Source organism: Terrabacter sp. 01T434 (genome assembly GCF_056398545.1).
Window position 1 is genome coordinate 274,581 of the sequence record NZ_JBFTPP010000004.1, and the last position, 12,594, is coordinate 287,174.

At 69.7% G+C, this 12,594-nt stretch carries 8 protein-coding genes; 5 read left to right on the forward strand and 3 right to left on the reverse strand.

Annotated elements, in window-relative coordinates:
* On the forward strand, positions 1–1,491 hold the full coding sequence (clcA, locus tag AC1DIW_RS10880; protein WP_478108106.1) for a H(+)/Cl(-) exchange transporter ClcA: 1,491 nt from the start codon (positions 1–3) through the stop codon (positions 1,489–1,491).
* Here clcA and AC1DIW_RS10885 read toward each other — a convergent pair.
* Positions 1,408–2,715 (reverse strand): cation:proton antiporter, encoded by a 1,308-nt coding sequence (locus tag AC1DIW_RS10885; RefSeq protein WP_478108108.1) that lies wholly within the window; start codon positions 2,713–2,715, stop codon positions 1,408–1,410. The two genes, clcA and AC1DIW_RS10885, sit on opposite strands and share 84 nt — an antisense overlap.
* A 28-nt stretch (positions 2,716–2,743) precedes the next feature.
* Complete coding sequence (locus AC1DIW_RS10890) at positions 2,744–3,406, reverse strand: GAP family protein (RefSeq protein WP_478108109.1); 663 nt, start codon at positions 3,404–3,406, stop codon at positions 2,744–2,746.
* A 332-nt stretch (positions 3,407–3,738) separates the two neighbouring features.
* Here AC1DIW_RS10890 and AC1DIW_RS10895 point away from each other — a divergent pair, with 332 nt between their 5' ends.
* Complete coding sequence (locus AC1DIW_RS10895; protein ID WP_478108111.1) at positions 3,739–6,093, forward strand: sulfatase-like hydrolase/transferase; 2,355 nt, start codon at positions 3,739–3,741, stop codon at positions 6,091–6,093.
* A gap of 87 nt (positions 6,094–6,180) precedes the next feature.
* A complete protein-coding gene (locus tag AC1DIW_RS10900) occupies positions 6,181–7,482 on the forward strand; it encodes an anaerobic sulfatase maturase (RefSeq protein WP_478108113.1) in 1,302 nt (433 codons plus the stop codon).
* 497 nt (positions 7,483–7,979) lie between these two features.
* Here AC1DIW_RS10900 and AC1DIW_RS10905 read toward each other — a convergent pair whose 3' ends face one another.
* On the reverse strand, positions 7,980–8,432 hold the full coding sequence (locus tag AC1DIW_RS10905; RefSeq protein ID WP_478108114.1) for a DUF7144 family membrane protein: 453 nt from the start codon (positions 8,430–8,432) through the stop codon (positions 7,980–7,982).
* Positions 8,433–8,954: 522 nt separating this feature from the next.
* On the opposite strand from AC1DIW_RS10905, the gene AC1DIW_RS10910 reads away from it, so the two are divergent.
* Together AC1DIW_RS10910 and AC1DIW_RS10915 are read left to right on the forward strand one after the other, a co-directional pair.
* Positions 8,955–11,288, forward strand: a complete 2,334-nt coding sequence (locus AC1DIW_RS10910) for a LuxR C-terminal-related transcriptional regulator (protein ID WP_478108115.1) — start codon at positions 8,955–8,957, stop codon at positions 11,286–11,288.
* Between the two features lie 124 nt (positions 11,289–11,412).
* A complete protein-coding gene (locus AC1DIW_RS10915; protein WP_478108117.1) occupies positions 11,413–12,588 on the forward strand; it encodes an ABC transporter substrate-binding protein in 1,176 nt (391 codons plus the stop codon).
* Positions 12,589–12,594 lie beyond the last annotated feature (6 nt).

Below are 12,594 nucleotides of genomic sequence, written 5' to 3' on the forward strand. Positions count from 1 at the left end.
ATGAAGCGAGGACGAGCTGGACGCCGCGGCCGCCCCAGGGCTCTGTGGAACCAGGCCGTCACCGGCCGGCGGTTCCGCACGCGTGGACCGAGCCGCCGCGATGTCCAAGACACCCCCGGAGGGCAGCTGGCGTTCGCTGCGGCTGCGGCGGTCGTCGGCGCGCTGACCGGCCTGACCGCGGGGACGTTCCGTCTCCTGCTCGAGCACGTCGGGCAGGCTCGGATCGACCTCGTGCGCTGGGCCCACGGCAGCCCGGTCCTGGGATTCGCACTCGTCATCCTGTGCTGCGCCGCCGCCACCAGCGCGGCCGCGTGGCTGGTCCACCGCGTCGAGCCGCACGCCGAGGGGAGCGGCATCCCACGAGTCGAGGCGGTCGTCGAGGGGCGCACGCCGCCGGGGCGCTTCCGCATCCTCCCGGTGAAGTACGTCGGGGGTGTGCTGTCCATCGGCTCGGGCCTCGCGCTCGGGCGGGAGGGGCCCTCGGTGCAGATGGGCGGCACGATCGCCGTCATCGTGGGCAGCGTGCTGCGCCGCAGCCGGTCGGATGTCCGCCTCCTGGTCGCCGCAGGCGCGGCCGCGGGTCTCGCGACCGCGTTCAACGCCCCCATCGCCGGTGGGGTCTTCGTGCTGGAAGAGCTGGTGAGGCGGTTCGACCCACGCACCACCCTCGCCACCCTGCTGGCGTCCGCCGCCGGCTTCGCCAGTGCGCACCTCCTCCTGCACCCTTCTGCCGCAGCCGAATTCCGGGTGCCTGCCCTGGCGGACCCGACCTTGGCGCAGGCCCCCTTGGTCATCGCCGTCGGCGTGACCAGCGGCCTCCTCGGTGTCGCCTACAACGCCGCGGTGATGAAGGGTCTGCGCGTCGCCGACACCAGCCGGTGGCCGGTCGTGGCCCGTGCCGCCCTGATCGGCAGCCTCGTCGGAGCGCTCGGCTGGATCGCCCCCGGGGTCGTCGGCGGCGGGGACAACCTCACCCAGCAGGCCCTGCTCGGCCAAGGCACCATTGCCGCCGTCACCGGCCTGCTGGTGCTGCGCTTCGTCCTCGGAGTTCTTTCGTATGCCGCCTGCACCCCGGGCGGCCTCTTCGCACCGATGCTCGTGCTGGGTTCGCACCTCGGCCTGCTCGTCGGGCTGGTCGGCCACCTGGTGGCGCCACACCAGACGCCCGAGCCGGCCGCCCTGGCACTGATCGCGATGGCGGCCTTCTTCACGGCATCCGTCCGCGCGCCCGTGACCGGCATCGTGCTGGCGACCGAGATGACCGCGTCCACGACCCTCCTGGCGCCCATGCTCGGCGCCTGCGCGCTCGCGATGCTGACGGCCAACGCCTTCAGGTCCACGCCGATCTACGACCAGCTGACCCAGCGGGCCGTCTCCGCCTTCCGAGTGAACACGGTCGAAGCCTCGTCAGTCGTGGCCCGCGGGGCCCGCGGGGGTGGTGTCGTCGACTCGTCCTCTCACCCGGCTGCGAGCAGCGGCCCCCGGGCGTAGCTCTATGACATCGACCGGGCCGCCGGGCTCCGGACCCGCGGCGGCTGCAGTCCTTCCGTATCGCGCGGCCAAGGGGGCCGCACTGACGCCGTGGGCCAGCACACTGAGCAGGACTGTTGTTGCGACGACGGCGACCGCCTCGTCGGCGACCGGCCCGAGAGCCTCCAAGGCGAGCAACGCGAAGACGAGCGACGCCAGCCCCCTCGGACCGAACCACCCCACGAACAGCACCGTCCGGCGGTCGAGACCGCTGCCGACCAAAGACAGGGCCACTGGCAGCATCCGCACCAGGGTGAGGCTGATGGCGGCATACAGCAGCATGAGTGCGTCGACACGGTCGAGCATGATCGGGATGGCGATGGCTCCGAAGGCCAGCCACACCAGTGCCGAGACGAGTTCACCCGTCTGTTCGAGGTAGACGAGCTCCTCCGGCCCCCGGCGGCCGGCGCAGGCGCCGAAGGCCAGACCACCGCAGAACGCGGCGACGAACCCGTTGCCGCCCAGGACGAGCGCGGCGGAGTAGGCAAGCAGCCCCAGCGCAAGGACTGCAATGCCCGTGAAGTCCTCGGCGGCCAGGTCGCGCCGTCGGGCCAGTCGCAGGAGCCAGCCACCCGCGGCGCCGACTGCAGATCCGACCACGACCCCCAGGCCCAGCTGCACGACGGCGTGGCCCGCACCCTCGTGACCCTCGAGGCCGGCTGCGGCCGCCGCGCCGGCGATGGCGACCGTGACGATCGGGGTGGCGATCCCGTCGTTCAACCCGCTCTCGACCGTGATCAGCTGACGGATGCGGGACGGGACGACGGGATTGGTGACCACCGGGATCCCGAGCGCGGCGTCGGTCGGCGCAAGGGCGGCGCCCACGAAGAGTGCCAACCACAGCCCCAGCCCGGGCCAGAGCCACGCGGCCAGAGCCCATCCGAGCAGGACCGTCAGGGGCAGTCCGACGGCGAGCAGACGCAGGTAGCGCCACACGTCGCGGCGCAGCTCGCGCATCGGCAGGTGGGCAGCATCCGAGAAGAGCACCCAGACCAGGGTGACCTCGACGAGCGGGGTGAGCGTCGCCGACTCCTCGGGCCCGTCGACCAGCCCTGCCCACGCGAGCGCGGCGCCGACGACGACGAAGACGATCGGCGCCGTCAGGTCGGCGCGCGCCAGCCGCTTGGAGACGAGGCCCCAGGCGAACAGGGTTGCCGCGATGAAGGCAATCGCGCTGACGTGCATGGCCGTTCCTTCTGCGGGAGTCGATACATCACGTGAGGGGCGGGATGCCCTTCGAGACGAGGTTCACGCCCAGCACGAGGAAGAGCACCGTCATGACGGCGTCGTTGTGAAGCGCGAGCCATTCCTTGGTCGCGTCGAGGGTGGTGTGGGCGGACTCACCACCGACCAGGTAGTAGGTCACCGGGCCGGCGATCGTCAGGCTCGCGACGACGACGAAGACCAACAGGGCGAGGACGGCGTTCGTCGTCGGCAGCGCCAGACCGGCAACGGCCGCACCAGCGCCGACCGCGAGAAGGAGGTTCTTCGGGTTGACTCCCGCCAGCAGCAGCCCGAGCGTGAGGGCCTTGCCAGATGAGAACGAGTCGATGCCGGCCATCCACTTCGGCGGCTCGCGCTGCTCCCCGAGCGCCGGGCGCTTCTTCCACGTGCGCGCCGCCAGGACCAGGAAGACGGCGCCGACGAGCACCTGGGACCACGAGACCCCGGCCGTGGTGGCGCTGTCCGATGCCGCGTCGCCCGCCACGAGGACGATCCCGCTGACCACAGCAAGGGCCACGGCCCAGCCGAAGACGAACATGGGACCGTTGACCTTGGCGCGGCTCGAGAACAGCATGAGGATCACCGCGATGATCGGGACCGGGCTGATCGCGACGCCGATGGCGAAGGGCAGGACTGCGGCAATACCGTCCATGTCGGGCTCTCCCGTTGACCTGTTGCCGTCGCTCGGCCGCCGTGAAGCGGCGCTCGGCACCGGAGTCCATCGTCACGCCGCGACCAGCGCGAGTGGATCACCCCGGCTGGATGACCTTTGACGTCGGTGACGGATGTCCTCGAAGCCCCGGCGCCGGGCTCCTGCGGCCCGTCGATCCCACCCGCCCGCCGCTGCACACGCGAGGGACGTCATCCGCCGCGGATGACGACCACGGTGTCGGCTCCTGCGACGGTGATGTCGGACGACTCACCGCGTCACGAGGAACGGCCACCACGACCGTCTGGCCGCGGTCATGAGGAGAGGCGGCATCCATGCCACAGGACTTCCGAGGCAGGATCGAGCTCGACATCCGGGACTCGGTGCCGGACTGGGAGCCCTACCTCGCGCCGAAAGCGCCTGCCGGCGCGCCCAACGTGGTGTTCATCGTCTGGGACGACGTGGGCTACGCGACCATGGACTGCTTCGGCGGCCCGGTGCACACACCGACGATGAGCCGCATCGCCGACAGGGGCGTCCGGTACGCCAACTTCCACACCACGGCCCTGTGCTCGCCCACGCGCGCGTCCCTGCTCACGGGCCGCAACGCGACGTCCAACGGCATGGCGACCATCGCGGAGTTCAGCTCCGGCTTCCCCGGCATCTCCACCCGGATCCCCTTCGAGAACGGGTTCATCTCGGAGGTCCTGCTGGAGCACGGCTACAACACGTACTGCATCGGCAAGTGGCACCTCACCCCCGGTGAGGAGACGGGTATGGCCGCCTGGAAGAAGCGCTGGCCGTTGGGCCGCGGCTTCGAGCGGTTCTACGGGTTCCTCGGCGGCGAGTCGAGCGGGTGGTATCCCGACCTCATCCACGACAACCACCCGACGGAGCCGCCGGCCACGCCGGATGAGGGCTATCACATCGCCAAGGACCTCTCGGACAAGGCGATCCAGTTCATCCGCGACGCCAAGGTGGTGGAGCCGGAGAAGCCGTTCTTCCTCTACTTCAGCCTCGACGCCGCGCACGCGCCGCACCACGTGTTCCAGGAGTGGGCCGACAAGTACAAGGGCATCTTCGACGACGGCTACGAGGCGATCCGCGACACGATCCTCGCCCGGCAGAAAGAGCTCGGGCTGCTGCCCGAGGACACCGAGCTGTCCGGCATCAACCCGCACGGTGAGCCAGCCGTGACCGGCCCGGATGGGCAGCCCTGGCCGATGCTCGACACCGTGCGGCCCTGGGAGTCCCTCAGCGCCGACGAGAAGCGGCTCTTCGTCCGGATGGCCGAGGTGTTCGCCGGCTACGTGGAGTACACCGACGACCAGGTCGGGCGGGTGGTGGACTTCCTCGAGTCCTCCGGCGAGCTCGACAACACCATCATCGTGGTGGTCTCGGACAACGGTGCCAGCGGTGAAGGGGGACCGAACGGCACGTTCAACGAGTGGCGCTTCTTCAACAACGTCCCGACCCCCACCGAGCTGAGCCTGCAGCACATCGACGAGCTGGGCGGCCCGAAGTCCTACAACCACTACAACACCGGCTGGGCGTGGGCGCTGGACACCCCGTTCCCCTACTGGAAGCGGTGGGCTGGCTACGAGGGCGGCGTCGCTGACATGTGCGTCGTCTCCTGGCCCGCGAAGGTGCCTGCTGAGGGCTCGCCGCGGCCGCAGTACGTGCATGCCGTCGACATCGTCCCGACGATCTACGACCTCATCGGGATCACCCCGCCGGTCACCCTCAACGGCTACGAGCAGCGCTCGATCGAGGGTGAGAGCTTCGCGGCCTCGCTCACCCAGCCCGACGCACCCGGCAAACGCACCCAGTTCTACGCGATGCTCGGCCAGCGGGCCCTCTACGAGGACGGGTGGCTGGTCACGGCCATGCACCCGCCACTGAGCAGCTGGGGAAAGTTCGACCAGGACGTGTGGGAGCTCTACCACATCGAGGTCGACCGGTCGCAGGCGACGAACCTGGCCGCGCAGGAGCCAGAGCGGGTGCAGGCCATGATCGCCCGCTGGTTCGAGCTCGCCGAGCAGTACAACGGGCTCCCGCTCGACGACCGCAACGCGCTCGAGCAGATGCTGGCCGAACGTCCCAGCGGCACCCCCACCCGCGAGCGCTACGTCTACTACCCGGACTGCGCGTCGGTCCCCGAGCAGTCGGCGGTCGCGATCAGCGGGCGTTCGTACACGATCTCGGCCGGCGTGCAGGTCGACTCGGCGGACGCCCAGGGCGTCATCTTCGCCCACGGCGGCGTGGCCGGCGGGCACAGTCTCTTCGTGCAGGACCAGCGGCTGACCTACGTCTTCAACTGGGTCGGCACGCACCTCCAGACGGTCACCGCGGACCGGGCGATGGAGCCGGGCGCCCACGTGGTGTCGGCGGAGTTCGTCGCCGAGGGCCGCAGCGAGGACCCCATGATGGCCGGCGCACGCGGGACGCTGACCCTCTACGTCGACGGCGACGCGGTCGGCGGCTCGCAGATCATCACCCAGCCGGGAGCCTTCTGCGTCGTGGGGGACGGGCTCTGCGTGGGCCGCGACGACGCCTCACCGGTGTCGCCCACGTACACCGCGCCATTCCGGTTCACCGGCGGGAGCATCGACAAGGTGGTCATCGACGTGTCCGGCGAGCGGTACGTCGATCATGAGGCGGAGGTGCGGGGATGGTTCCTGCTCGACTGACCTGGTCGGTGGGTGACCGTGGATGCCGGCCCTGACGTGGTGAGAGCTGCGGCGCCCCCCATGACGGCGTCCCGGTCCTTCCACGTGATGTCCAAACCGACGGGCGCGGTCTGCAACCTCGACTGCGAGTACTGCTTCTTCCTGTCCAAGGACGAGCTCTACCCGGGTAGTGAGTTCCGTATGCCGCCTCGCGTGCACGAGGCGTACATCAGCCAGCTGCTCGCCGCCCAGCGCGGCGCCGAGGAGGTGGTCGTCGCCTTCCAGGGCGGTGAGCCGACGCTGATGGGCATCGACTTCTTCCGGCGGACCCTCGCGCTCGAGCGGCGCTTCGCGGCGCCCGGCCAACACATCCTCAACACCCTGCAGACCAACGCGACGCTGCTCGACGACGAGTGGTGCGCGTTCCTGGCCGAGAACGACTTCCTCGTCGGCGTCTCGATCGACGGGCCGCGCGAGATGCACGACGCCTACCGGGTCGACAAGGGTGGCAAGCCGACGTTCGGCCGGGTGGTGCGTGGGCTGGGGGCGCTCAAGCGGCACGGCGTCGAGTGGAACGCGCTCACGACGGTCAACTCGGCCAACGCGGGCCACGGGCTGGAGGTCTACCGGTTCCTGCGCGACGACCTCGGCGCGACGTTCGTGCAGCTCATCCCGATCGTCGAGCGCGTGACCGCCGAGCTGCTGCCCCTGGCGGAGTCGGGCTGGGGCACCCGCTCCGGCGACCGGCCGCTCTACCGGCAGGAGGGGGACCTCGTCACGCACCGCACGGTGGGGGCGAAGGCATACGGCCGCTTCCTCGTCGACGTCTTCGAGGAGTGGGCCCGACACGACGTCGGCGACGTGTTCGTGTCGACGTTCGACACCGCTCTCGCGCACTGGATGGGCCTGGACCAGGCCGGGTCGTGCGTGCATGCCCGCACCTGTGGGGACGCGGTGGCCCTCGAGCACAACGGCGACCTCTACTCGTGCGACCACTACGTCGAGCCGGGCTATCTGCTGGGCAACATCGCCGAGGGCCGCACCATGCTCGAGCTGGTGAACCTGCCGCAGCAGCGGTCGTTCGGGCAGGCCAAGCTCGAGACCCTGCCGGCGTACTGCCGCTCGTGCGACGTGCGCTTCGCGTGCAATGGTGGCTGCCCCAAGGACCGGTTCATCACCACGCCCGACGGAGAGCCCGGGCTTAACTACCTCTGCGCCGGCTACCAGGACTTCTTCCACCACGTCGACGCGCCGATGCGGGTCATGGCCGGGCTGCTCCGCCAGGGCCGTGACGCCACCGGGCTGCGCGACTGGTACGCCCGCGCCGATGCGAAGCGGGATCCAGCCGACCCGTGCACCTGCGCAGGCGGCCGGTCCTGGGCCGACTGCCACGGCGCCCAGAGCCCCTGATCGCCCAACGGCCGAGTGCCAGAGGTCGAAGAGCCGGAGCCACGACCGAGCCCGGCCGGGAGCGCGGTCCCCGGCCTGGTTCAGAGTCGTGAGAACTGATCAGCGGCGATCTCGGCGGTCTTCGCTGCGGTCTTCGCGGCGGTCGTGGCGTCGGTTCACTCCCTGGGCGACGACCGGGGCTCCGCCGACGGCTGCGACCGTCCTTCTCCTGCGTCTGGCTGCGAGTGGCAAGTCAGACTCTTTCTCTGCGTCGGATTCCATGGCGGCGATGACGGCCTGGATGGGGGTCCGGCCACTGGCGACCAGCTGGCCGCCGGCACGCCGCGCAGCTGCGCCGAACGGAGCGGCCCACAGGTTCTCCCAGACGAGCACGGCCGCCGAGCTGCCGGGCTCAATCGTTTCGACGAGGTCGTCCGCTCCTTGTTCGTCCTCATGTGGTCTTCTTCAACCGGTCGGGGGCCGATTGGCTTCGGCGGCCAGCGGCGGGCTGGCGTTCGTCAGGTCGTCAGCTCCCCGCCGTGCACGGAGATGGCGTAGATGATGAGGACATCGAGCACGATCACGGTCACGGCCCACACGGGGGCGGCCGCGACGAAGGCGAGCTGGGTGGTGGCGCTGACAACGGCGATCAGGACGCCGACAATGCGACCCCAGAGGTAGCCGGCCATCAGAGCGAACCCGGCCGCGAGGGCTAGGACCCCGAGCAACAGATGCGCCCATCCCCACGTCGTGTAGCTCGCGCCAACGAGCAGCCCACTGGAATCGACTGCGTAGTACGTGTGACGGAAGAGTGCGGTCAGTCCTTCGATCGCCTGGAAGATTCCGAGCACGATCATCATCAGGCCGGCGAACACCACCCAGCCCGTCCAGCGGCTCTTGGCCGCTGGCGGGACAAAGACTCTCTCGCCCATGGAGTTCGGCGAAGCGTCGCCCTGACCGGTCTGGCTCATCCCAGTCCCCTTCTCCGACCGTCCCCGTCACGTTCAGGCTAGGTAGGCCGTGGATGCCGCGCCTCATCCGCGCGGGATGACCAGTGGAGGTGCTCCTCGGGAAGGGCCGGCGCGCACTCGCAACAGCTGCGGTCGGGCCGATCGCACGGTTGCCGAAATCGCCTCCCCTGAGACGTCCCTCTGGTCGAATGGTGGAGAGCCCTTCCGCCAGGGCGGGCCGGACTGTGCAGGAGGCGCACCGTGCAAGGTCCTCGTGGCGGTCGTTTCTCCCGCGCGCCCCTGATGGATCAGGTGGTCAGCAGACACAGGCTGTACGACCGGCTGGCCGCTCGTTCGACCGTGCTCCTTCTGGGACCGGCGGGATATGGCAAGTCCCTGCTCCTCTCGTCGTGGCTCGCTGAGTCCCCACCGCAGGGAACGGTTGCCTGGCTGACCTTGGACCCGTCGGACCGGGACCCCGGACGGCTGGCGGCGGACCTCCTGACGGCCCTGCGAAGATCCGCCGCTGGGACCCTCGGGGTTTTGCTCGAGCGACTGGAGGACCCACCTCTCTTTGCCGACCATCTGGCCTTCGTCCACGCCCTCCACCAGGTGTTCGTGGACGAGGAGCTCGCGCTGACCCTCGTGCTCGACGACCTCCAGCACCTCGATGGCTCAGGGCGCGCCCTGGAGATGCTCGACCACTTCATGACGTGGGCGCCGCCCTCCTCCAGGGTCCTGCTGGCGTCACGGTCGATGCCGCGACTGCGGCTGCAGAAGCTGCGTCTCGATGGCCGACTCGAGCTCGTCGGGCACCACGACCTCGCCTTCACTCGCGAGGAGACCGCCGCGGCGGTTGGCCTCTGGCGGCTGGGGCTGGGCCCTGACTCGGTCGCGGAGCTGCACACACTGACCCAAGGTTGGCCGGCGGCGACCCGCCTGGCGGTCCTCGCCATGCGAGCCGGTGTCCTGACCGACCTGCGCGACGTCCGACGCGACCATGCGCTCGCCGAGTACCTCACGACGGAGGTCATCGGCTCCCTCGACCCTGACCTCCGCGAGTTCGTCCTGGCGGCAACGATCGACGAGCTGGTGTGCCCCTCCCTCCTGGATGCGGTGCGCTCGAGCACCGACTCGGCAGCGCTGCTCGAGCGGTGTGCCCAGGACGGGCTGTTCCTCAATCGCGAGTCCGGCGTAGGCGACGAGCCATGGTTCCGCTGGCACGGACTCTTCGCCTCGAACCTACGAGCCCCCCGGCTGGCTCGCCCCGACTCAGGCCGGGCAGCCGAGAGGCGGGCAGCCCTGTGGTGGCGCACCGTCGACCCCGATGTCGCGGTGACCCACGCGCTGGCGGCGCACGACAACGAGCTGGCCGGCGAGATCGCCGCGTCCGTGTGGCTCGACCTCGTCCTCGCGGGCCAGAGCGACACGGCCCGAAGGCTCGCCGCGGCAGTTCCCGACGACGTCACGGACGCGGCCGAGCTACATCTGGCCCAGGCGTTCGTCGCCGCGGAGGAAGGGGCCATCGACGTGGCGCGGTTGGAGCTCGAGCGGGCACGAGGGCTGTCGGAGCGGTTGGCCCAGTCAGCTCGAGTTCAGTTCGAGATGAGGGCCACCGTCATCGAGCTCTTCGTGGTCCGAGACCGGGCGGCGCTGTCGGAGTCCCTCGCGCGCGGGCATCGCCTGGTCGTCGAGTCCGAGGCCGCCTCGGTCTCTCTGGACCGTGCCACGATGGCGCTCATCAAGCTCTACGTGGGGATGAGCGAGGCCCGTATGCTCGACCGACCCCTCGAGGCCGTGCGGCTGCTGCACCAGGCCCATGCCACCGCGACAGAGGCGGGGTACACCGCGCTCGGGCTCATGGCGCACGCCGAGATCTGCATCCCGTCGATCGCGACCGGTCGCCTCGACGATGCCCAGGCGCTGGCCAAGGAGGTGCTGGCAGAGGCCAATGCCAAGGGCTGGGGAGACCTGCCGGGCATCGCGATGGCCTCGGGCTACCTGGGGTGGCTGGCGCTGTGGAAGGGTGAGCCCCGCCGCGCGATCGCACTGCTCGACCGGTGCGAAGCGATGTTGCTCCCGCATGACTGGGCGATGCTCGGCCTCGTCACGACCGTGCACGCGCAGGCGTGCCTGAGCGCAGGCGACATCGTGGGCGCGGAGCGTGCGGCCGAGCGGGGTCGGGAGCTGGCAGCCCATGATCGGATGCCGCCCTGGTGGCCCTCGCTGGTCACGGCGCTCGATGCCATGATGCTTCTCGAACGTGGGCAGATCGACGAGGCCCGCGTGTTGGCCCAGCGACCTGCGGAGGGGCCCGAGTTCCACCTGGCCACGTGCTTCCGAGCCTGCGTGCTGCAGAGGACCGGTCGCCCGCACGAAACGCTCGACGTGCTCGCCACGATCCCCGCTGACCGCATGTTCCCGCACGTCACCGGCGTGGTCGAGGCTGTGCGTGCCCAGGCTCTCGCGGAGTCGGGCGACCGGGAGGCCGCCCACGAGGCGCTGGAGCACGCACTCGACACCTCGCAGCAATTCGAATTCTTCGAGCCGTTCCGCCTGGTCGGTGCAGCGCTCACCCCCCTGCTGACCGAGCACCAGAGCACGGGGACCCGACACGAAGACCTGGTCGTCCGTGTCATCGGGCACCTGTCGAGCACCCCTCCCACGACGGTCAACGACTGGGGCGACACCCTCACCGAGCGCGAGCAGACCATCCTGCGCTACCTCGCAACCGACATGTCGCCCTCCGAGATCGCGACGGCCGAGTTCATCTCGGTGAACACCGTCAAGACGCACCTCGCCCACGTCTACCGCAAGCTGGACGTCGCCAACCGGCGCGCCGCCGTGCGTCACGCGGCCCAGCTCGGGCTGATCTGACTGAGGTCGAGGATCATCCGGGAGGTCATCCCGAAGCATGATGCGCGCCCGCCAGGGGCTCGCGAGGCTGGTCGTGGGCCATCCGACCACCCCGGCCGGGTCGAGCCCCCGGAAGGAACGTGTCATGACCAGCACCGCGGCGCCGGAACGCCGAGCGACCACCGTCCCCCTCGACTGGAGGGAGGTCTGGTTCACGAACTGCCCGATGGTCTCCGCCAACAACATCGACCAGGAGCTGGGGTGGTGCCGTGAGGAGTACAAGAAGATCGGCGTGGAGTACGCCTACTTCCGCCACGCACCCGAGAACAACTGGTACCCGCACTACATCCACAACCTCGACAACCTGATCCGGTTCGGCGGCCTGTACCCGCCCATCCACGTCCACGCCGACCTCCGCCGCACCGTCCTGCTCGGTGCGACATGGGTCTCAGAGGGCGGCTGCATGGCCGTCCGGGCCCGCGACCCGCTCTTCCGGATGGAGGATCTCAAGGGCAAGAAGATCGGCATCAGCAAGAGCCTCAACACCATCAAGAACGACTGGTGGCGCATCCAGGAGCACATGGGCATCGAGACCATGCTCAGGTTGCACGACATGACGATGGACGACATCGAACTGGTCGAGTTCCCCTACCCGGACGACTGGTACGACAAGCCCGAGATGCTCGTCCCGCCGATGAACAACCCGTCCGAGCTGTGGATGCGCCGCGACCACAAGCACGACCTGGCCTTCCGTCCGCTCGAGACGGCCCTGCTGAACGGCACGGTCGACGCCATCTACACCCAGAGCAAGGTCTTCCAGCACCTGCAGGAGGCCACCGGCCGGATCAAGATGATCGAGGACCTGTCGACGAAGCCCGACTGGACGATCCAGGTCGCCAACACTCCCGCTGTCATCACGTGCACCGAGGTCATGGCTGACGAGCACCCCGAGCTCGTCATCGCCTACATGAAGGCGATGGTCAAGGTCGGCCGCTGGGCCAACGACAACAAGCGTGCGGCGGCCCACATCCTCAACCGGCAGACCTTCTACCGCGACGCCGAGGACACCTACCAGGGCATCAAGTCCGTCGACCTGGTGCCGAGCCTCAGCGCTCAGAACCTGGAGTGCGTCGGGATCGGCAAGGACTTCATGGTCAGCCACGGCTACATCCACAACGACTTCGACGTGGACGAGTGGGCCCGCCCCGAGTTCCTCGAGAAGGCGGCCGAAGAGGTCCTCGCCGAGGAGTGGGAGCGGCGGAGCTGGAGCAAGCTCCCGGCCGGGGGAGGGCTCGACGTCGAGGGCACCCGGCTCGGCTGAGCCCGA